The organism is Ensifer sp. NPDC090286 (assembly GCF_044769565.1).
Lineage (GTDB): Bacteria > Pseudomonadota > Alphaproteobacteria > Rhizobiales > Rhizobiaceae > Ensifer.
Genome location: NZ_JBIVYF010000005.1, coordinates 272383 through 294254, shown reverse-complemented (window position 1 = coordinate 294254; position 21872 = coordinate 272383). Strand labels below are relative to the sequence as shown.

The window sequence follows — 21872 nt, the reverse complement described above, 5'->3', positions numbered from 1 at the left end:
CCGGAACGAAAAACGGGCGGACGATCGCTCGCCCGCCCGCAGACCACCGCAGCAGTCTTGGGAGATTTCAGTCTCTCCGGCTTATGACCGGCCGTAGCCGCCGCCGGTCGGCGTCACCACGGTAAAGGCTTCGCCCGCCTCGAGCACCGTGTGGGCGCAGCCCGACAGCTCCTCCGTCCGGCCGTCATTGCGGCGAACGATGTTGCGGCCGAGTTCACCCGGGCTGCCGCCCTTGATGCCGAAGGGCGCGACGCGGCGATGGCCGGAGAGGATCGCGAAATCGAGCGTTTCGCGCGCCCGGATCGTGCGCTTCGTGCCGTTGCCGGCGTGCCACTGGCCGCGACCACCAGAGCCGAGGCGAATGTGGAAGTCTTCGAGCACCACCGGGAAGCGGGTTTCGAGGATTTCCGGATCGGTGAGGCGCGAGTTGGTCATGTGGGTGTGAACCGCATCGGCACCGTTATAGCCGGGACCGGCCGGCGCACCGGAGCAGATCGTCTCGTAATACTGATAATTGTCGTTGCCGAAGGTCAGATTGTTCATCGTCCCTTGCGCGCCCGCCTGGCTCTGGACCGCACCGAACAGGCAGTTGGTGACGGCCTGGCTGACCTCGACGTTGCCGGCGACGACGGCGGCCGGATAGCGCGGCGTCAGCATCGTGCCCTCGGGGATGACGATGTGGATCGGACGCAGGCAACCGGCATTCATCGGAATGTCGGCCTCGACCAGCACGCGGAAGACATAGAGAACCGCCGCGCGGGTGACAGGCGCCGGCGCATTGAAGTTGTCGCCACGCTGCTCGGACGTGCCGGTGAAATCGACCGTCGCCTCGCGCTTGTCGCGGTCGACGGTGATCTTGACCACGATGCTGCAGCCCTGATCCATCTCGTAGGAGAATTCGCCGTCAGGCAACTGGTCCAGCACGCGGCGCACGCTTTCGGCGGCATTGTCCTGGACGTGGCCCATATAGGCCTCGACCACATCCTCACCGAACTGGGCGATCATCTTCTTCAGTTCGGCGACGCCCTTTTCGTTGGCCGCAACTTGCGCCTTCAGGTCGTTGACGTTCTGCAGGATGTTGCGCACCGGATAACGCGCACCATTCAGAAGCGTTTCGAGCTCCGCTTCGCAGAAACGGCCGGCATCGATGAGCTTGAAGTTGTCGATATAGACGCCTTCCTCCTCGATGTTGGTGGCAAGCGGCGACATCGAGCCCGGCGAGATGCCGCCGATATCCGCATGGTGGCCACGGCTGGCGACCCAGAAGCGGATCTCCTTGCCGGCATCGTCGAAGACCGGCGTGCAGACGGTGAGGTCAGGCAGGTGCGTACCGCCGTTATAGGGCGCGTTGATCAGGAACACGTCGCCGGGCTTGATCACCGGGTTCTCGCGGATCGCCGTTGCGACCGAGGCGTCCATCGAGCCGAGATGCACCGGCATATGCGGCGCATTGGCGACGAGGTTGCCACGGTTGTCGAAAACCGCGCAGGAGAAATCGAGCCGTTCCTTGATGTTGACGGAATAGGCGGTGTTCTGCAGCGTCACGCCCATCTGCTCGGCGATCGACATGAAGAGATTGTTGAAGATCTCCAGCATGACCGGATCGGCATGCGTGCCGATCGCGCTCTGCTGCTGCAGCGCCTTCACGCGGCGGAGCACGATGTGGTCCTTGGCCGTCAGCTCCGCCTGCCAGCCGTCCTCGACGACGACGGTCTGGTTCGGCTCGATGATGATGGCGGGACCGTCGAGCCGCTGGCCGGGGCTCAGTTCGGCGCGCAGCAGAACCGGCGCATCGTGGAACTGACCCTGTGAATAGAAGCGGGTGCGGCGTGAAACGTCGGGCATGCCCGTGGTGACGGATGCGCCTTCGCGCTCCATCTGGGCGGCACCGCCGCCAACCGTCTCGACCTCGACGGCATCGATGACCAGCGCCTTGTTGTCGGCAACGAAGCCGAAGCGACGCTTGTGCAGTTCTTCGAACTCGGCGCGCAGGCGGGCGATATCGTCATGCGCGGGGAAAGTCGCGTCGACCGCAAGCACCGTGTCGGTGCCGGCATAGCGGATATGGGCGCGCAGATGCGTGCGGATCTCCTCGCGGGCGATCCCTTGCGCTTCGAGCTCGCCTAGGCATTCGACTTCCAGCTCGGCGCCGAGCGTGCTCAGCGCTGCCGGCGCCTGGTCGTCGAGCGCAACGCCGAGCGCCTTCTGGCGGGTCGAACGAATATCGGCAAGCCCCATGCCATAGGCCGAAAGCAGGCCGGACATCGGATGCACGAGAATGCTCTTCATGCCGAGCTGGTCGGCAACGAGGCAGGCATGCTGGCCGCCGGCGCCGCCGAAGCAGCTCAGTGCATAACGGGTCACGTCATAGCCGCGCTGCACCGAAATCTTCTTGATCGCCTCGACCATGTTGGCAACGGCGATGCGGATGAAGCCGTCGGCCACATCCTCCGGGCTGCGGCCGTCGCCGATCTCGGCGGCCATGGCCGCGAAGCGGTCGCGCACGGTCTCGACATCGAGACGCTGATCCTGGTTCGGGCCGAACAGCGCCGGGAAGAAGTCCGGAATCAGCTTGCCGAGCATGACATTGGCGTCGGTGACCGCGAGCGGGCCGCCGTTGCGGTAGCAGGCGGGCCCCGGATTGGCACCGGCAGAATCCGGGCCGACGCGGAAACGCTCGCCGTCGAAATGCAGGATCGAGCCGCCGCCGGCAGCAACCGTGTGGATCAGCATCATCGGCGCGCGCACGCGCACGCCGGCGACTTCGGTCTCGAACGCGCGCTCGTATTCGCCGTCGAAATGGGCGACGTCGGTCGAGGTACCACCCATGTCAAAGCCGATGACGCGATCGAAGCCGGCGGCTTCACCGGTCTTGGCAAGGCCGACGACACCGCCGGCCGGGCCGGAGAGGATCGCGTCCTTGCCCTGGAACATCTCCGCCGCCGTCAGGCCGCCCGACGACATCATGAACATGACGCGCGCGCCGGTGCGGGCGATATCCAGTTCGCCGGAGACCTGGGCGACGTAACGGCGCAGAACCGGGGAGAGATAGGCGTCGATGACGGTGGTGTCGCCGCGGCCGACATACTTGATCAGCGGCGAAACCTCGTGGCTGACCGAGACCTGCTCGAAGCCGAGTTCGCGGGCGAGCCGGGCGACGGTCGCCTCATGCTCCGGATACTTGTAGGCATGCATGAAGACGATGGCGACGGCCTTGTAGCCCTTGCCCTTCAGGTCTTCGAGGGCAACACGCGCCTTCGCCTCATCGAGCGGCTGCTCGACCAAACCGTCGGCCAGCACGCGTTCGTCGAGTTCGACGATATCCTGGTAGAGCGCTTCCGGCTTGATGATTTCGGTCGCGAAGATCTTCTTGCGCTCCTGGTAGCCGATCTTCAGCGCGTCGCGGAAACCCTTGGTCGTCACCAGCGCTAAGGGCTCGCCCTTGCGCTCGAGCAGCGCGTTGGTGGCAACCGTGGTTCCCATGCGCACTTCGCCGATGAGCCCGGTCGGGATCGGCGCACCGGTCGCAAGGCCGAGATGCAGGCGGATGCCCTGGACGGCTGCGTCGCGATAGGCTTCCGGATTTTCCGAAAGCACCTTGCGCGCATGCAGGCTCCCTTGCGGATCGCGACCGATCACATCGGTGAAGGTGCCGCCACGGTCGATCCAGAAGTCCCAGCTGCCGGTTTCGCGTGCGCTCATTGTCCATCCCTCTCATTCGCGAGCCGCTTCATTGTGCAAGCCCGGAAATTCATCAAAGCAGTTCGTTGACAAAATGTCGATAAAATGATGACATAAAATCGTCAAGATGAGGAAGAGCTGAATGACGAAGAAGTCGGAGGAGAACTTCGAAGGACGGGAATGGGCCGAAAATGCCCTGCCCGAACATCTAAAGCCGGTCGCGGCCATCGGCCCGATCGTCTCTTCCGCACACCTTGCCGAAGGCGGCTCTCCCGGTCTCTCCGAAGTCGAATACGGGCTGATCCTCGCATCGCATGCCTTTCACCGCTGGATGATGCGCTGCATGGCGGCCGCCGGCGTTCCTGGTCTTTCCCCGATCGAAATCCTGATCCTGCACACGATCCGCCATCGCGATCGCGGCAAGAAGCTCGCCGACATCTGTCTCGTGCTCGACATCGAGGACACCCATGTCGCGACCTATGCCATCCGCAAGCTCGAGGCCGCCGGCCTGGTGACGACGGGCAAGGAAGGCAAGGAAAAGACCATTCTCATCACCGACAAGGGGTCGGACGCCTGCAGCCGCTACGCGAAGATCCGCGAAAGCCTGCTGGTCTCCTCGACTGCAAAGGCGCGCCCTTCCGAAGAGACACTCTCCGAAATCGCCGCCGTCCTGCGTTTCATGTCGGGCGCCTATGAACAGTCCGCGCGCGCCGCGACCACACTTTAAACGAGGAAGACCGCGTGACCGTCGAAAAGCCTGCGCCATTGCTCGCCGTTGAGAAGCTTTCCGTCGCCTTCAACGGCAATCCCGTCGTCGAAGACCTGAGCTTCACGGTAACACCGGGGCGCACATTGGCAATCGTCGGCGAATCCGGCTCCGGCAAATCGGTGACCTCGCTGTCGATCATGCGGCTCGCCGACATGATGGGCGGCCAGTTTCCGACCGGGCGCATCCTGTTTCGCGGCAAGGACGGCGAGATCGACCTGACAGCTGCACCGCAAAAGACCATGCGCGCCATTCGCGGCAAGGAGATCGCAATGATCTTCCAGGAGCCGATGACCTCGCTCAACCCGGTCTTCACCATCGGCGACCAGGTCGCCGAAGTGCTGATGCTGCACGAGAAGATGACGAAGGCCGAAGCCCTTGTCGAGACGCGCCGCCTGCTCGACATGGTGCGGCTGCCTGATAGCGCCGAGCTGATCAGCCGCTATCCGCACCAGCTTTCCGGCGGCATGCGCCAGCGCGTCATGATCGCCATGGCGCTCGCCTGCCGGCCGAAGCTTCTGATTGCCGACGAGCCGACGACGGCGCTCGACGTCACCATCCAGGCGCAGATCCTGACGATCATCCGAGACCTGCAGAAGGAACTCGGCATGGCAGTGATCTTCATCACCCATGACATGGGCGTCGTTGCCGAAATGGCCGACGACGTCGTCGTCATGTGGAAGGGCCGCAAGGTCGAGGAAGGTCCGGTCGACGAGATTTTTTCGGCTCCCAAGCACCCCTACACCCAGACGCTGCTTTCCGCCGTGCCGAAGCTCGGCAGCATGACCGGCGAGGAATTCCCGAAGCGCCTGCCGCTGACCATGATGGTGGACGGCGAGCCGAAACGTGTCGGCGAAACCCATATCCAGCGCACCGCCCGCTACGACGCGGCGCCGATCCTTTCGGTGCGCGATCTCGTCACACGCTTCGACGTACGCAAGAACCTGTTCGGCAAGGCGACGCATCGCGTGCACGCCATCGAGAACGTCACCTTCGAGATCTTTCCGGGCGAGACGCTGGCGCTCGTCGGCGAGAGCGGTTCCGGCAAGTCGACGATCGGCCGCACGATCCAGCAGCTGCAGAGCGCAACCTCCGGCGAGATCCTCTTCGGTGGCCGGCCGGTCTCGGCCATGAGCTATGCCGAGCGGCAAAGGCTGAAGCAGGAAATCCAATATATCTTCCAGGATCCCTTCGCTTCGCTCGACCCGCGCAAGACCGTGGGCTTCTCGATTGCCGAACCGATCCGCACCCACGGACTGATCCTCGGCGAAAAGGAGATCGAAAAGCGGGTGCATGAACTGCTGGAGCGCGTCGGCCTGACGGCAGCGCATGCTAGGCGTTATCCGCACGAGTTCTCCGGCGGTCAGCGTCAGCGCGTCTGCATCGCCCGCGCGCTCGCCTCGCGCCCCAAGCTGATCATCGCCGACGAGGCGCTTTCGGCCCTCGACGTCTCCATCCAGGCGCAGATCATCAACCTGTTCATGGAGCTGCAGGAGCAGGAAGGCCTCGCCTATCTCTTCATCAGCCATGACATGGCAGTGGTCGAGCGCATGAGCCACCGCGTCGCCGTGCTCTATCTCGGCCAAGTGATGGAGTTCGGCAGCCGCCAACAGGTGTTCGAAACGCCTGGCCATCCCTATACGCGCCGGCTGCTTTCCGCCGTTCCGGTCGCCGAACCCGGCAAGGGCCGCGAGCGCGCCATGCTGGAGGGCGAAATCCCGAGCCCGATCCGCCGTGTCGGCGACGAACCCGCGGTGCTGCCGCGCAAAGAAATCGCCCCTGGCCACTTTGTGGCCAAGGGTGCGTAAGCCGCTTTCTCTTCTCAAGAAGGCTGTCGAAACAGGAGTGAGTAAATGATCAACAAAAAGGGGATCCACGCCGCTTTCATCGCCCTTGCGATGGCCGGCAGTTTCATGACCGCAGCCCCGGCTTTTGCCGCCGGCACGATGACGGTCTCGTCGCCGCAGGATCCGGGCAGCTGGGACCCGGTCGACACCTTCCTCGTCAACTGGGCGTCGGTTGCGACCAACATCTATGACGGCCTGACCTATCGCGGCCCGGATTTGAAGCTCGTGCCCGGCCTTGCGACCGCCTGGGAAGAGCTCGACGGCGGCAAGCGCCTGCGCTTCACGCTGCGCGAAGGCGTCAAGTTCCACAACGGCGAGCCCTTCAACGCCGAAGCGGTGAAGTTCACCTTCGACCGTCTGCTCGGCGAAGAAGGTTCCAAGGGCCCGCAGAAGTCCAACTATGCCGTGATCGAGAAGGTCGAGATCGTCGACGAAAAGACCGTCGACCTCGTTCTCAAGACCCCGGATCCGGTGCTTCTCACCAAGCTCGCCGGCTACGGCGCGATGATCGTTCCGCCGAAGTACATCCAGGAAAAGGGCGAGGACTACTTCAACGCCCATCCGGTCGGAACCGGCCCCTTCAAGTTTGTCTCCTATGAGCCGAAGGTCGGCATCAAGCTCGAAGCCTTCGCCGACCATTGGGGCGGCGCGCCGAAGCTTTCCAACCTCAACTACCGCTTCATCTCGGAGCCGGCGACCGCCGTTGCCGAACTGCAGGCCGGCCGCGTCGATCTCGTCATCCCGCCAACCATTCCGATCGGCATGATCCCGACGATCCAGGACGACAGCAACCTGGAGATCGTCACCAGCGCCGGCCCGACGGTCTATGCGCTGCGCTTCAACACCCGCGACGGCATCACCAAGGATCCGAAGGTCCGCAAGGCGCTGATCCTCGGCGTCGATCGCGACACCATCATCCAGTCGATCCTCGCCGGCCAGGCGGATCCGATCGCCAGTTTCCAGGGCAAGCTCTCCTTCGGCTTCGACCCGGCGATGAAGCCGCTGCCTTACGATCCGGAACAAGCCAAGGCGCTTCTCAAGGAAGCCGGTGTTGCACCGGGCGCAACGGTCCAGATCGACGTTCGCGGCAACGACGCGACCTTCAACGAGGTCGTGCAGGCGGTCGCCAGCTACCTGCAACTGATCGGCATCAATGCCACGATCAAGCCGTATGAAACCAACGTTCTGTTGAACGACATCATCCCGGCGGGTAAGACCGGCGCAATGTTCCAGCAGTCCTGGGGCGGCTGGACGCTCGACTACGACAACACCGCCTACTCGATGTACCACTCCGGCGAAAAGTGGAACCCCTACGACAAGGACGCGGAACTCGACAAGCTGCTCGAGTCGCAACGTTCGATCACCGATCAGGCGAAGCGCGAGGAGATCCTCAAGCAGATCGCCAACTACGCCGCCGACCGCTCGCTCGAGATGCCGCTCTACAACCTCAACGCCATCTTCGGCGTGAGCAAGCGCGTCAAGAATTTCGTGCCGGTGCCGGACAGCCGCCTGCGGCTGACGGATGTGACGGTCGAGTAAAAACAGTGCGGTCCGCCGCCGCTTCGGGGCGGCGGACCATTTTCCTAAAGGGCGGGTCACTTGGCCGGATTTCTGATCAAACGTTTTCTGCAGGCGGTTTTCGTGGTGTTCGTCGTGACACTGACCGTCTCCTATGCCATCCGGTTCACCGGTGACCCCGCGCTGATGCTGGCCCAGGGTGCCGGCAGCGTCACCGAGGAAGACCTCGTGCGCATTCGCGAAGGTCTCGGCCTCAACCAGCCGTTCCTTTCGCAGTACTACGACTTCATCACAGGCATGTTCAGGCTCGACTTCGGTCGCTCGTTCATGGGCGGCACACCGGTTTCGCAGCTGATCGCCTCGGCGCTGCCGGCAACCATGCTGCTTGCCTTTGCCTCGCTGATCGTCTCGATCGCGATTTCCATTCCGCTCGGCATCCGCGCCGCCGTCGCCCGCGGCAAATGGGCCGACCAGACGATCCGCATTCTTTCGCTGATCGGTCTGTCCTTCCCGAATTTCTGGCTGGCGATCATGCTGGTGCTGCTGTTCTCGATCGTCCTCAAATGGCTGCCGCCGAGCGGCATGGACGGGTTTGCGAGCTTCATCATGCCGGCGCTGACCATGGGCATCATCCTGACCGCGACCAATGTGCGCCTCGTGCGCACGGCGATGCTCGAAACCCTGCAGTCGCAATACATCATGGTTGCCCGCGCCAAGGGCCTCAGCGAAAGCAAGGTGCTCTACAAGCATGCGCTTCGTAACTGCGCCATCCCGCTGATCACCTATTTCGGCCTGCAGTTCGGCGGCCTGCTTGGCGGCATCGTCGTCGTCGAACTCGTCTTCAACTGGCCGGGCATGGGCACGCTCGCCTTCGATGCGGTCGCCTCGCGCGACTATCCCGTGCTTCAGGCGGTCATCACCGTGCTTTCGCTGATGATCGTGTTCGTCAACCTTCTGGTCGACATCGCCTATGGCCTCGTCGATCCGCGCATCCGGACGGAGTGAGCCGATGACATCAAAGGCTGCAAACTCCCGCTTCGCCCGTTTCCGCAATCTCGAATTCATCCTCGGTGCGTTGCTCACCGGCGGCATCTGCCTCGCCGTTCTTTTCTCCGGCTTGCTCTTTCCCGGTGGCGTCGACAAGATCGACCTGATGGCGCGGCTGACGCCGCCCTTCGTCAACTGGGCGCATCCGCTCGGAACCGATCCGCTCGGCCGTGACGTGCTCGCCCGTGTCGTCGCCGGCGGCAAGATCTCGCTGCTCGTCGGCCTGACCTCGGTTGCCGGCGCTGTCGTCGTCGGCGTGGTCATGGGGCTCGTCTCGGGCTACTATCGCGGCTTCTGGGACATGATCGTCATGCGCTTTGCCGACGTTCAGCTCGCGCTCCCCTTTATCCTGCTCGCGATCACCTTCATCGCCATCGTCGGCGGCGGGCTCGGCAACACCATCATCCTGCTGATCGTGTCGCAATGGGTGCAGTATGCCCGCCTCGTGCGCGGCTCGGTGCTGTCGTTGCGCGAGCGCGAGTTCATCCAGTCGGCCCGCGCCATCGGCGTGCGCGACTACAAAATCCTGTTCCAGCACCTGCTGCCCAACCTGATCGGCCCGGTGATCGTGCTGATGACCTTGAACGTCGCCAACAACATCCTGCTTGAAAGCAGCCTCACCTTCCTCGGCCTCGGCGTCGATCCGCTGATCCCGAGCTGGGGCGGCATGCTCGCCGACGGTCGTACCTATCTGCAGAACGCCTGGTGGGTCAGCGTCTTCCCGGGCCTTGCGATCCTGCTCACCGTTCTCGGCCTCAATCTTCTCGGCGACTGGCTGCGCGACAGCCTCGACCCAACCGGTAGAACCTCACGATGACGACGATTTTCGAAGGCGCCTTCGAGCGCACGCTCGACACGCTCCTGACCACCTACGGCAAGGAAGCCGCCCGCGGCACCAAGCTCGAAGCCTGGTTGTTCGACGATGCCGCGAGCCGCAAGGCGGCCGAACAGAAGCTCGCAAGCTTTGGCGTCAAGGCGGCGCTCAGGAGCGCCTACAAGCCGCTGCTGCATTTCTTCCTGGAAGAAGTGGATCGCGCAGCCCTCGCGAACGTCATCGTCCGCTATCCCCAGCATGAAGGTGCGCCTCAGAACCGCTTCCTGCTCGAAGCCTATCCGCTCGCAGCCCTCCTCGGCGATGCCGAGATCCACTTTGCGGCCGGTAGCGCCAAAGCCTTCACCTATGATGTCGCGCTGACCTTCCGTGACGGACGGAAGGAGAGCCACGCGGTCTTTGCCCCGAACCGCATCCACACCGATTTCATCGGCGAAACGCTGCTGTCGCCGACGGGCTGGATTCGCCTCGACGAGGGCTGCGACAAACATCGCGAGTGCCACCTCGAAACCGATTACGAGCGGCTGTTTGCCGGCACGATGCAGGCGATTGCCGATCATGCCTGGGGCGACAGCGAGCCCTATTTCGAAGAGCTCAACATCCGCGCGACCCTGCCGATCACCGACTTCCGCCTGCCGGTCGGCGAAGAGGTCATCAGCCTTCGCGAGGCGCTGCACGAGGACTTCTATTTCTCGCTGCTCGAAGTCTTCCAGAAGAAATCCGGACGCCCGCTCGGCGACCGCGGCCTGAAGCCGGGCCAGATCGTGCCGGAGATCGTCTTCGGCGTCGGCAAGCCAACGGTCGTTGTCAAGGCCCGGCCGCTGCAGGCGACCGATGTCGACGGCGAAACCCTGCCGCTTGATACCGCCGTGGCACCGCTGGCGGTAGCGCAGATTCACGCCGAACTCGCCGCGATCGACGGCGAGCCCTTCGAGGCCAAGTCGCGTGCCGGCCGGCCGGTTAAGGCCCGCTACCACAAGGGGACCGACGCCGCTGTGATGATCAGCGGCGGTCAGCACCCGAACGAGACGACCGGCATCGTCGGCGTGCTCCGCGCCGCCCAGACGCTTGGCGCCCGCGCCGGCAGCCACTTCACCATTTCGCCGCTCGAAAACCCCGACGGCTACGCCGTGCACCAGCGACTGCGGGTGGACAACCCGCTGCACATGCACCACGCCGCCCGCTACACAGCTCTTGGCGACGATCTCGAATACCGCACGGGTGCCGCACTCAACGAGCGCGAGATCCGCAAGGAGGCCGAGCGCCTCACCGGCGCGCAACTGCACGTCAACCTGCACGGCTATCCCTCGCATGAATGGACGCGACCGCTTTCAGGCTATGTGCCGCGCGGCTTTGCCATGTGGACCCTGCCCAAGGGCTTCTTCCTGATCATGCGCCACCACGCCGAATGGGAAGCGCGCGCCGAACAGCTGATCGCAGACGTCACCGAGCGGCTCGCCGCCGTTCCGGGCCTCATCGCCTATAACGACGCCCAGATTGCACTTTACGAGACCCATGCCGGCGAGACCGGCTTCCGCATCATCAACGGCTTCCCGTGCATGATCTCGGTCGACGACCGCCACACGGCACCGCTGACGCTGATCACCGAATATCCCGACGAGACCATCTACGGCGATGCCTTCATCGCCGGCCACGAGGCGCAGAAGGAAACGGTGCTCGCGGCCTATGACGCATTCCAGCGGATCATGGCGGTCGCCTGACCGCCACCATCGACCGGCTTATGGCCGGTCCGTGCCGCTGCGTGCCCTTGCGCAGCGGCACATTGTTTGACGATCTGCACCTCGCGCGGCAGCCCACACGGCGCTGCCGCGCAAGGCTACGTTACGGGCACTTCTCCGATCGCCCGCCCCGCGAATGCGCGGGCATTCTCTCCGTCCCATCCGAATACGGTAAGCCTTGGCCGTGCCGCATTGTCGGGCACCCGCCCTCGCCGCTAAGAAGGCAGGAAAGGCCGCAACGTTGTTGCAATCCTCGTCCACCAGACGTGAACGAGACACGCCTTTCGGATTCGGAGATATTCAATGCGCCTGCTCCTTGTCGAGGATGAGCTGGAAATGGCGGCCGCGCTCAGCGCCGCACTCAGCCGCTATGACATGATCCTCGACCACGCACCGTCGATCGACCATGCAATGGCGGCGCTGGCCAACCAGGTTCACGACGGCATCATCCTCGACCGGCAACTGCCCGACGGCGACGGCCTGTCGCTGATCCCGCGGGTGCGCGCGCTGCGATCGGGTATCCCGGTGATCGTGCTGACGGCGCGCAGCGCGATCGACGAACGGGTCCGGGGGCTCGACATGGGCGCCGACGACTATCTCGCCAAACCGTTTGCCGTGGAGGAACTGCTGGCGCGCATCCGCGCACTGATGCGGCGTTCGCCGGACATTGCGCCGATCACCGCCCGCATCGGCCAACTGATCTTCGACTTCGAAGGCAGACAGGCCCGCGTCGACGGCCGAGTGCTGGACCTGCCGCGGCGGGAGCTCCTGGTGCTGGAGGCATTGGCGCGCCGGCAGGGGCGCACGGTGCAGCGCTCGACACTGGAGGAATCCGTCTATGGCTATGACGACGAAATCCAGTCCAACTCTCTCGACGCGCATGTTTCGCGGTTGCGCCGGAAGCTCTCTGAAACCGGTGCCGGCGTCGAAATTCACAGCATCCGCGGCGTCGGCTACCTTCTGAGACCCATTCCATGACAAACGTTTCCACCAACTCGCTGAAGAAACGCCTGATCTGGCAGATCCTGACCTTTCAGGTGCTGCTGCTGATGGCGGTCATCGCCGGTTTCATGGCCTTGCTGACGCGGGCCGATCTCGGCGGCAAGTTCCTCGATGCCGATGCCGCATCGATCGCGGCCGGAGCGGTCCGGCCAGATCCCGCCGGTGGATTGACGCTTGTGGAGACGCCGCAACTGCTTGCCATGCGGGCCGAGTCCGCCGATTTCTGGTTCGTCGCGCGGAACGAACGCGGCGAGATGATCCGCAGCGGTCCGGTGCCGGACGCCTATCGCAGCATCGGCGAGCACCTCGACCGCATCGCCTTTGGCGATATGCGCGACAGCGTCGAGCCCTATACGCTCTCGTCGATCGTGCGCTCGGTAACCACGGACAGCGGCACCTACACGGTGCTTGCCGGCGGCGGGCGGCTCTGGAGCGCGTCCTTCGCGGTGTTCATACTGGCCAATCTGCTGCTGCTGCCGATCGTCCTGATCGTGGTGCTGATCCCGGCCTTCGCAATCCCGATCATCGTGAGGCGCGCCTTTGCCGGCCTCGCCGAGGTGGTCGACCAGGCCAAGACGATCGATGTCGACCGCCGCGGCGCGCGGCTGCCCGATCATCGCATTCCCGGTGAAGTGCGGCCGCTCGTCGAAGCCTTCAACGACGCGCTGCAGCGGCTCGATGAAGGATACGAGCGCCGCCAGCGCTTCATCCTCGATGCCGCGCACGAGCTTCGAACCCCGGTCGCGATCCTGCACACGCGCCTGGAAAGCATGGAGGCCGGCCCGCTCCGCAACCGCCTGCTGATCGATTCCAATCGCATTGCCGGCCTTGCCGAACAGTTGCTCGACCTCGAACGCATCGATCGCGACGGCACGGACTTCTCAACGCTCGACCTGGTATCGCTCTGCCGCGACGTGACGGCCGACCTTGCTCCGCTGGCGCTTTCGGCCGGTTGCGAGCTTTCCTTTGCACCGGGCATCGAGCGCGTCATCGTGCGCGGCGATACCGGCGCCATCGAACGGGCGGTCACCAATCTCGTGCGCAACGCCATAGAACATGCCGGCGGCCTGATCACCATCCGGGTCGAACGCGGCGGCGTGATCGAGGTTACCGACGAAGGCCCGGGCATTCCGGAACGGGAACGCGCGCGGATCTTCGAGCCCTTCCATCGCCTGCAGCCGCGGGACCACGGCGCCGGCCTCGGCCTGCATCTCGTCAGCGAAATCATCGGCCGCCACAAGGGCCATATCTCCGTTGTCGACGATCCCGCCGGCGGCGCCTGCTTCCGGATCACCTTGCCGATCGGCTAGGCCATGTCTCCGTGGGGCTTATAGTTAACAGACAACTAACAACAAAATCAGCAACTTAGGCAAGTTGCGCAATGTTGATGCAATCCGTGAGGCCGACTAAGGCGCTGTACCGTCCAAACATGGCCATCTCGCCCCGAAGGTGAAGCGCGCATGGGAGGACGCAAGCGCCACCAAGGCGCGTTTCCTATGCACGGAGCAACAAAATGCGGCAGTCCAGCAAGCTTTCCATCTGGTCGGGTCTTACCCTCCTCGCCCTCTGCGGCGCACAGTCATCCCAGGCGGCTGATTTCTCCGCCCCCACCTATCAGGACCCGCCAGCCTTCAGCTGGAGCGGCGCCTATGTCGGTGCCCATGGCGGGCTTGGCTTTACCGGCAGCCCCAATCCGTTCGCCGACCGCAACGGCGTCGCACTCGGCGTCCAGGCCGGCTACAACATGCAGGCCGGCCCCGGCATCGTCGGCGCGGAAATCGAAGGCTCCTACCTCGGCGACACCGAGCACAAGGTCAATGGCGGCAAGCTCAAGGAGAAATGGCGCGGCGCGATCAAGGCGAAGGCGGGTCTCACCTTCGACCAGACGCTCGTCTACGGCACGGCCGGCTATGCCATGACCAGCTACAAGAAGGGCGGCGACGTGCGTAACGACGTCGGCTTCAAGGGCGGCTATCTGCTCGGCGCCGGCGTGGAGCAGGCCTTTGCCGGCGGCCTCTCCGCCAAGCTCGAATACAACTACATCACGACGCCCGATGTCCGCACCCACACGAGTTCCGGCTCCAGCGAGAAGGACATCAACAGCCACGTCATCAAGGCCGGCATCAACATGCGTTTCTGACGGGTCCGACGGTTCGCGGCGGCGCTGCAACGTTCCTCCCCGCAGCGCCCCCACAGATCGATGCCCCTGCCCTGATCACTCCGCCGCTTCCCGCGCCGATCGCTCGGGCGTCGCCAGCCGACGCCAGATCGGCGCCATGGCGGTGGCGATCTCGCCGTAAAGCGCAAAGCGCCTGTCGTAATGCGCGGCAAGTGCAGGGTTCGGCCGGTAGTGGCGCTCGGTCTTGACCATCGCCGCTGCACCGGCGGAGATATCGGCGAAAAGGCCGATGCCGGCGCCTGCCGTGATCGCCGCACCGAGGGCACCGGTCTCCCGCGAACGGGCGACGGTGACCGGCACGTCGAGAACGTCGGCGAAGATCTGTGGCCAGATCAGGCTGCGCGATCCGCCACCCGAAAGGACCGCTTCCTCGAAGCGCGCGCCGGCCGCGCGCAACGCCGCGATATGCTGGCGATGGCCGAAGGCGACGCCTTCAAGCACGGCGCGGACCAGATGCCCCTTTCCGTGCCAGCCGGCAACGCCGTAGAAGCCCGCGCGCGCGTTGCCGTCCTGCTGCGCGCCATAGAGGAACGGATGATAAAGCGGATCATCCGCGGCCGGCGTGACCTCGGCGGCCAGCTGGCAGCAGAGATCGAAGGGCGACCGGCCGTCCTTGCCGTCATGCGGGAAGAGTTCGCGCACCAGCCATTCGAGATTGGCGGCGGATGTCGCACTCGCCTCGATCGCCATGTAGCGCTCGCGGTCGAAGGTCGAAGACATGAAGAGCGGGCGTGAGAGATCCGGCTGATCGATGATCACCTGGTTGATGCTCCAGGTGCCTGCGATGATCGAGGCAGCGCCGGTGCGGGTGACGCCAGAACCGATCGCCGAGGCGACGACGTCGAAGAGCCCACCGACGACGGGTGTGCCGGCAGCCAGACCCGTCTGCGCCGCCGCCTCTTCGGTGACGCGTCCGACGATATCGGCGCTTTCGGCGAGATCGGGCAGCAGCGCCATGTCGTCGCCGAGGCCATAGGCCTTCATCAATGCCGCGTCGTAACGCCGACCGGCGACATCGAGCAGACCCGCGCCGCTCATGTCCGAGACGTCGCTGACGCGCGCGCCGGTCAGGCGATTGACGACGAAGTCCTTGCAGAGAAACACCGTGCCGATCTTTGCAAACTGCTCCGGCCGATGGCGCTTCAGCCAGGCGAGCAAGGTCGGCGTTTGGGACGGCCAGGGCTTCTGTCCGGCGATCGGATAGGTTCGCTCACCGACACCTACAGCCTGCCACTCTTCGACGAGGCCAGCGGCGCGCGTGTCGAGCGACTGGATGCCGACAAGCGGTTCCCCGTCTCGATCGAGCGCATAAAGTCCGTTGCCGTGCCCGGCGCAACCGATCGCGGCGATCTCGCTGGCATCGATGCCGGCGCGCTCGATGCAGGCGCGGATCACCACCTTGGCATGGCTCCACAGTTCGCCGAGCCCACGCTCGACGTGGCCGGGCATCGGCACGTGGCTGTGCCCTTCTTCCGCAGCCATCGCGATCTCGTTGCCGTCGCGATCGAAAAGTACCGTCTTGATCACGGTGTTCCCGGCGTCGATCCCGAGCAGATATTTACCCATTGCCGAACCCCTCCCAAGGTCCTTAATTCCTTTGCCGGAACGCCGCCGGTGTCCTCACAGCGGCAGCGTTCCTCTTGCGCCGGAGCTTCGCTTATGAAGCGGTTCCGGCTGAGCGATTTCAACCGCGCTGGTAGAGCGCGTAGGCTTCTTCGCCGCTGACATCCTCGTGGATAATCGCCATCAGGCCGCGCACGACGGCGCTCGGATTGGCGTGCTGGTAGATGTTGCGCCCATAGACCATGCCCATTGCGCCCTGGCGCATCAAGGCCGCCGACTTGTCGAAGACGTTGCGCAGATCCTCCTTGCCGCCGCCGCGCACCAGAACCGGGCAGCGTGCCGCCTCGACGACCCTGTGGAAATCCTCGGCATTGGTGGTCGGATCCGCCTTGACGATGTCGGCACCCATTTCACGCGCAAGCCGGGTCAACGTCACGATCTTCTCGGCGTCGCCATCGACCATGTAGCCGCCATGCTCGGTGACCGGCTGCATCACCAGCGGCTCGATCATCAACGGCATGCCATACTTGTCGCAGTCGGCCCGCACGCGCGAGATGTTGGCGACGCATTGGCGGAAGAGATCGGGCTCGTCCGGCAGCATGAACAGGTTGACGACGACGCAGGCCGCATCCATCGCCAGCGCGCCGATCAGCGGCTCGGCCTCGTTCTGCAACACGGCCCACATGTGCCGGTGGCGGATGCGGTTGTAGGGGTTGCCCATGTCGAGCCGCATGACCAGCGCCGGCTTGTCCTTGCCCGGTACCTCCTGCAACAGATCCGACTGGCCATAGTTCATCTGGATCGCGTCCGGCGCGGCCGCAACCAGAGCCTTGACGACGGCGGACATGTCCTCCAGCCCGTTCAGGAAGGACGGTTCGTTGCAGACGCCGTGGTCGATCGCCACGTCGAGGCAACGTCCACCACCGAACAGACGGTTCATCCGGACCTTGCTGTTGTTTCGCATAATGCACTCCTTTGTTCGTTCCGTACGGATAGGGTTTCCTCGTCGACGCCATGGCGCTCGGCGAGAAGGGTAAGAAATCGCTTACGCTCGACAGCGACACGTGGCGGCGACCATTGCTTTTCGATCGCAAGCAGAACGAGCACCGCGTCCACTATGTCGAGCGAGAGCGCGCCGGTGATTGCAAGTGTCGTGCGGCGCAGCAAAAGGTCGTCGAGGTGTTCGGCGGCTTCGCTGCGGATCAGATATTGCAGCTCGCGCGCGGAGTAATCCGGGTGCGGCAAGGCATGGTCGGCACCGCCGGCGATGAAATCGGCGACGTCGCGCGCGGCCGTTCCATAGCGGGCAAAAAGCACGCGCAAGCGCTCCCGCGAAAGCCCGGTGGCTGCTGCGACCTCGTCGATCCACCGGTCGCGGTCGGCGGGATAGTGCTGCCCGCCACCGATGGCGCGCTCGCCCGTGCTGACGCGGCGCTGCTGTCCAAGCCGTTCCAGGGTGAGGTCGGCGGCCATTTCGCCGAAGGAGCGGAATGTCGTCCATTTGCCGCCGATCATGCAGAGCACCGGCGGGCCGCCGTCGGCGCCCTCCACGAAGGTGCAGAAATGGTCGCGCGGGATGCGTCCGGTAAAGCTGTCCTGGCTTGCCGGCAGCGGCCGGACGCCCGAAAACTGGAAGACCACCTCTTCCGGCCGGATGCGGATATCGGGCAGGACGAAGGCGAGCGACTGCAGGATGTAGTCACGCTCGTCGACTTCACAGCGCACGGTTTCCGGATCATCGACGCGAATGTCCGTCGAGCCCACCAGCACTTTGCCGAGATACGGAAACAGGATGCAGATCCGCCCATCCTCGTTCTCGTAGTAGATCATGTGGCCATCGAGCGCAGCCATGAGCTTGGCATTGTCGATGATCAGATGCGAACCCTTGGTGCCGCCCATCAGCGGCGCCGGCTTCGAGGTCGAGGGAAACAGCGCGCCGTTGGCGATATCGATCCATCCGCCGGTGGCGTTGATGATGAGGCCGGGCTCGATCGCAGCCACCGCGCCGGTGACGCCGTCCTTCAGTTCGTAGCGTCCGGGTGCGGCCAGCGTCAGTTCCGTGTAGTTCAGCGCCTGGGCGTGAGAACCGGCGGCAAGGCCGTCCTTCAAGAGTTCGATGCCGAGGCGCTCCGGCTGGCTAACCCAGGCGTCGTAGTAAGTGGCGGAACTCTTGATGTCAGGGTTGAGCGCCGGCCAGCGGGCAAGCGTGGCGCGCCGCCCGCGAAAGGCGTGCTTGGGCATCAGCGCCCGCTTGCGCGTCAGGAAATCGTAGATGCCGAGGCCCATCTTGACGGCGATGGCACCGCGGCGGCTTGGCCGGCGTGTCAATCCCAGGAAGCGCACCGCGCCATTGGCAAGGCCCGAGAAGATGTCGAAGACCGGCACGGTCGTCGGCAGCGGCGCCACGTAATGCGGCGCGTTCTTCAGCAGCCGGTCGCGCTCGACCAGCGATTCCCGGACCAGGCTAAACTCGCCATTTTCGAGATAGCGAAGCCCGCCATGCACCATGCGCGACAGTGCCGCACTGGCGCCGGAACAGTAGTCGTGCTTCTCGACCAGCAACACGTTCACCCCTTGCAGCGCCAGTTCACGAAAGACGCTGAGGCCGTTGATGCCGCCGCCGAGGACGCACACGTCCACCTTCGGGCTCTTGGCGAGCCCGTTGAAAATCTCTTCCCGGTTCATGATGGCAGTCCGTTAGCTGTCCATGTTGACGAGCGTCGCCGCGATCGCCGCGTCGATCCCCGTGAGATCGTCTTGGTCGAGCCGGATCGTCCCGGCCCTTGCATTGTCGAGTGCCTGCGCCGGATTGCGCGCGCCACACAGAGCGAAGGTCACGCCCTCTTGGCAGAGCGTCCAGGCGATGACGATCTGCGCGATCGTCGCGCCATGTTTCTCCGCGACCGGACGGATCGCCTTGGCAAAGGCCGCGACCTTTTCGCGGTTGCGGACCGAGAAGCGTGGATTGTCGCGCCGCTGGTCGTCGCCGGAAAACACCCGCTCCGGTCCGATGCCGCCGGAGAGTAGCCCGAGCGCCAGCGAGGAGTAGCTCAGCGTCGCAACACCGTTGCGCCGCGTCAGCGGCAAAAGCTCCGCCTCGATCTCGCGATCGATCATGCTGAAGCGCTCCTGGATGGCATCGAGCCCGCCGATCGCGATGTATTGCTCCAACTCGCCGCGCCCGACATTGCTGGCGCCGATCGCCTTGATCTTTCCGGCCTGGCGCAGCTCCTCGAGTGCAGCCATCGTTTCCTCGATCGGCGTCGTCGGGTCCTGCCAGTGGGTGATGTAGAGGTCGATGTAATCGGTGCCGAGCCGCTTCAGGCTCTGCTCGACTTCATGGTGGATGGCATCGCGGCCGAGGTAGCGATGCACCGGCTTGCCGTCCTGATCGAAGAAGTGCCGCCCCTTGTCCGTATGCCAGACGAGGCCGCATTTCGTGGCGATGATTGCCTTGTCGCGACGGCCGACCAAAGCCTTGCCGACGATTTCTTCGGAGCGGCCGAGGCCATAGGCCGGTGCCGTATCGATGAGCGTCACACCGGCGTCGAGCGAGGCCTGGATCGCCGCGATCGATTCCCGCTCGTCCGTGCCGCCCCACATCCAGCCGCCGATCGCCCAGGTGCCGAGCCCGACGGCCGAAGCCGTCACGCCCGACCGGCCGATCTCCCGCATCAATTGATCCCCGCTCATGCCAGAAGTCCCTTTTCTTGTGCCATGGCGAGCACGCGCTCGCCGGTCGCCTCGTCCGTCACCAGCGTGTCGAGGTGGTGCCCCCGCATGACGCTGAGGATCGGCCCGGCCTTGTTCGGTCCGCTCGCGACCCCGATCTTCGTCGGGATCGAGGCGAATTCCTCGAGCGTCAACGACACCAGCGAACGGTTGAGGCTGTAGTCACAGACCTGGCCCTTATCATCGAGCAGATGGGCGAGCAGTTCGCAGCTTGCGCCAGAGCGCTCGATCGCCGCCCGGTCCGTGCTCGAGGACGGATGCAGGTCGTAGTAACTCGAATCGTCCGAAAGGATCGAACCGATGCCGACGACCGCCACCTTCGCCTCGCGCGCCCGTCCGAAGACATCGGCCACCGAGCGCATGTTGATGAGCATCGCCCGCTCGGCGGCACTGTCGGCAAAGAGCGGCGCGTGGATCTGGAAGGACCGCCCGCCGAGCCGATCGGCCATCATCGTCGAGACGTGGTTCACGTCCGTATAGTGCTTACCCTGAACGCAGCCCGTCCCGGGGATAACCTCGACATCGAAGCGGCGCGGCGCCTGCAGCCCGGTGACGACGGCGCTGACGCCCTTGCCGCCGGTGATGCAGATGGTGTCGCCATCGCCGATCTCTTCAAGCAACAGCCGTGCCGCCGCCTCGCCGACAGCCTGGAGTGCTGTCTGCTGGTTGTCGGAAACCGTCGGCACGACGATTGCCCGGCGAATGCCGCCGATCGCAAGCAACTGCTCTTCCATGTCGACCAAGGGCTCGATCGGCGACTTGATCTTGATTTCGACCAGGCCGAGCTGGCGGCCGCGTTTGATCAGCCGGTTGACGGTCGGCTGCGAGATGCCGAGGCGGTCAGCGATCTGCGACTGGGTCAGTCCTTCGAGAAAATGAAGGACGAGCGCCTGGTGCATCTGCCGCGCAACGACGAGTTCTTCTCGCGCGGTTGGGGCCTGGGACAAAATGGGTTTGGCAATCGGCATGGTCAGGCTGCCTTCCGCTTGTGCAGCAAGTGGTCGATGGAAACGGCAGCCAAGAGAATGCAGCCTTTGATCATGTCCTGCCAATAGACGGAGACGTCGAGCAGGATCAACGAGCTGGTGACGACCGAGAGCAGGGCCATGCCGAGGATTGCGCCGAGGATGGTGCCGGAGCCGCCGTTGAGCGAGGCGCCGCCGATGACGGCCGCAGCGATGATGTTGAGCTCCATGCCGACGCCGAAGGTGGGGGTCGCCGCCCCGAAGCGCGACATGTAGATGACGCCGGCGACACCTGCGAGCGTCGAGCACAGCACCGTCACCCAGAACTTCACCTGCTTGGTCTTGATGCCCGAATAGAGCGCCGCCTTCTCGTTGCTGCCGGTATAGAACACCTTGCGGAAGGCGGTCGCCCGGCGCAGCAGGAAGTCAAAGAGCACGACGACGGCGACGAAGATCAGGATGACATAGGGAACACCGTGGAAGGTGCCCTGCCCCACCGCCTTGAACGACGCCGGCAACGTGAACAGCGACAGCGGCGTGCCCTTGGTAATCACGAGGCAGAGGCCACGCACGATCACCATTGCCGCCAGCGACGTGATGAAATGATTGAGCCCGACGACGGTGACGAAGAAGCCCATGATCATGCCGATCATGCTGCTGGCGAGGATACCGACCAGCGAGGCTGTCCAGGGATCGACACCGGCGAGGAACAGCGAACCGGCCAGCACCATGGCGAAGCAGACCACCGAACCGACCGCAAGGTCGATGCCGCCAACGATGAGCAGGATCGTCATGCCGACGACAACGATGCCTTCGACCGAGAAGCTCATCAGCATGGCGCGCATGTTGCCGAAGGTGAGGAAGTGCGGCGAGGCGAAGCTCATGATGATGCCGAGCGCCAGGATGATGGCGATCAGCCCCGCCTCGCGCATCGTACCGATGCGTTTCCAGGCCGGCGCCTGTGCTTGCGTTGCAACCATCGTATCAACAGCCATTTCCGC

Annotated in this window: 16 protein-coding genes; 9 read left to right on the top strand and 7 right to left on the bottom strand. The window is 64.4% G+C overall.

Annotated elements, in window-relative coordinates:
• Nucleotides 1–81 precede the first annotated feature (81 nt).
• Entirely contained in the window at nt 82–3702 is a 3621-nt protein-coding gene (locus ACIQUG_RS25580) for a hydantoinase B/oxoprolinase family protein (protein WP_402324927.1), read from the bottom strand.
• A gap of 121 nt (nt 3703–3823) precedes the next feature.
• Between ACIQUG_RS25580 and ACIQUG_RS25575 the strand changes: the two genes are divergently transcribed.
• The 9 genes from ACIQUG_RS25575 (at nt 3824) to ACIQUG_RS25535 (ending at nt 14572) form a co-directional block, all read left to right on the top strand.
• Nucleotides 3824–4408: a winged helix DNA-binding protein gene (locus ACIQUG_RS25575; RefSeq protein ID WP_402324926.1), complete on the top strand. Its 585-nt coding sequence runs from the start codon at nt 3824–3826 to the stop codon at nt 4406–4408.
• A 14-nt stretch (nt 4409–4422) separates the two neighbouring features.
• A complete protein-coding gene (locus ACIQUG_RS25570) occupies nt 4423–6255 on the top strand; it encodes a dipeptide ABC transporter ATP-binding protein (RefSeq protein WP_402324925.1) in 1833 nt (610 codons plus the stop codon).
• A 90-nt stretch (nt 6256–6345) separates the two neighbouring features.
• Nucleotides 6346–7833, top strand: a complete 1488-nt coding sequence (locus ACIQUG_RS25565) for an ABC transporter substrate-binding protein (protein WP_402325203.1) — start codon at nt 6346–6348, stop codon at nt 7831–7833.
• Nucleotides 7834–7893: 60 nt separating this feature from the next.
• Complete coding sequence (locus ACIQUG_RS25560; RefSeq protein WP_192450263.1) at nt 7894–8817, top strand: ABC transporter permease; 924 nt, start codon at nt 7894–7896, stop codon at nt 8815–8817.
• Between the two features lie 4 nt (nt 8818–8821).
• Nucleotides 8822–9676 carry an ABC transporter permease gene (locus tag ACIQUG_RS25555; RefSeq protein WP_402324924.1) on the top strand — a complete coding sequence of 285 codons (855 nt, stop codon included), beginning with the start codon at nt 8822–8824 and terminating at the stop codon, nt 9674–9676.
• Nucleotides 9673–11412, top strand: coding sequence for a M14 family metallopeptidase (locus tag ACIQUG_RS25550; RefSeq protein ID WP_402324923.1), 1740 nt, complete (start codon nt 9673–9675; stop codon nt 11410–11412). The genes ACIQUG_RS25555 and ACIQUG_RS25550 overlap by 4 nt, the downstream gene beginning before the upstream one ends.
• A gap of 321 nt (nt 11413–11733) precedes the next feature.
• Entirely contained in the window at nt 11734–12408 is a 675-nt protein-coding gene (locus ACIQUG_RS25545) for a response regulator transcription factor (protein WP_402324922.1), read from the top strand.
• Complete coding sequence (locus ACIQUG_RS25540) at nt 12405–13742, top strand: sensor histidine kinase (RefSeq protein ID WP_402324921.1); 1338 nt, start codon at nt 12405–12407, stop codon at nt 13740–13742. Before ACIQUG_RS25545 ends, ACIQUG_RS25540 begins: the two co-directional genes overlap by 4 nt.
• 203 nt (nt 13743–13945) lie before the next feature.
• A complete protein-coding gene (locus tag ACIQUG_RS25535; protein WP_402324920.1) occupies nt 13946–14572 on the top strand; it encodes an outer membrane protein in 627 nt (208 codons plus the stop codon).
• A gap of 75 nt (nt 14573–14647) precedes the next feature.
• Here ACIQUG_RS25535 and ACIQUG_RS25530 read toward each other — a convergent pair whose 3' ends face one another.
• From ACIQUG_RS25530 to ACIQUG_RS25505, 6 genes are all read right to left on the bottom strand, one after another.
• The gene (locus ACIQUG_RS25530) at nt 14648–16177 is read right to left on the bottom strand and encodes an FGGY-family carbohydrate kinase (protein ID WP_402324919.1); all 1530 of its coding nucleotides are present in this window, start codon (nt 16175–16177) and stop codon (nt 14648–14650) included.
• A gap of 118 nt (nt 16178–16295) precedes the next feature.
• Nucleotides 16296–17114, bottom strand: a complete 819-nt coding sequence (locus tag ACIQUG_RS25525) for a class I fructose-bisphosphate aldolase (RefSeq protein ID WP_402325201.1) — start codon at nt 17112–17114, stop codon at nt 16296–16298.
• Nucleotides 17111–18859, bottom strand: a complete 1749-nt coding sequence (locus tag ACIQUG_RS25520) for a glycerol-3-phosphate dehydrogenase/oxidase (RefSeq protein ID WP_402324918.1) — start codon at nt 18857–18859, stop codon at nt 17111–17113. Before ACIQUG_RS25520 ends, ACIQUG_RS25525 begins: the two co-directional genes overlap by 4 nt.
• A gap of 12 nt (nt 18860–18871) precedes the next feature.
• Nucleotides 18872–19867 carry an aldo/keto reductase gene (locus ACIQUG_RS25515; RefSeq protein WP_402324917.1) on the bottom strand — a complete coding sequence of 332 codons (996 nt, stop codon included), beginning with the start codon at nt 19865–19867 and terminating at the stop codon, nt 18872–18874.
• A complete protein-coding gene (locus ACIQUG_RS25510) occupies nt 19864–20874 on the bottom strand; it encodes a sugar-binding transcriptional regulator (RefSeq protein WP_402324916.1) in 1011 nt (336 codons plus the stop codon). The genes ACIQUG_RS25515 and ACIQUG_RS25510 overlap by 4 nt, the downstream gene beginning before the upstream one ends.
• A gap of 2 nt (nt 20875–20876) precedes the next feature.
• The gene (locus ACIQUG_RS25505; RefSeq protein WP_402324915.1) at nt 20877–21866 is read right to left on the bottom strand and encodes an ABC transporter permease; all 990 of its coding nucleotides are present in this window, start codon (nt 21864–21866) and stop codon (nt 20877–20879) included.
• Nucleotides 21867–21872 lie beyond the last annotated feature (6 nt).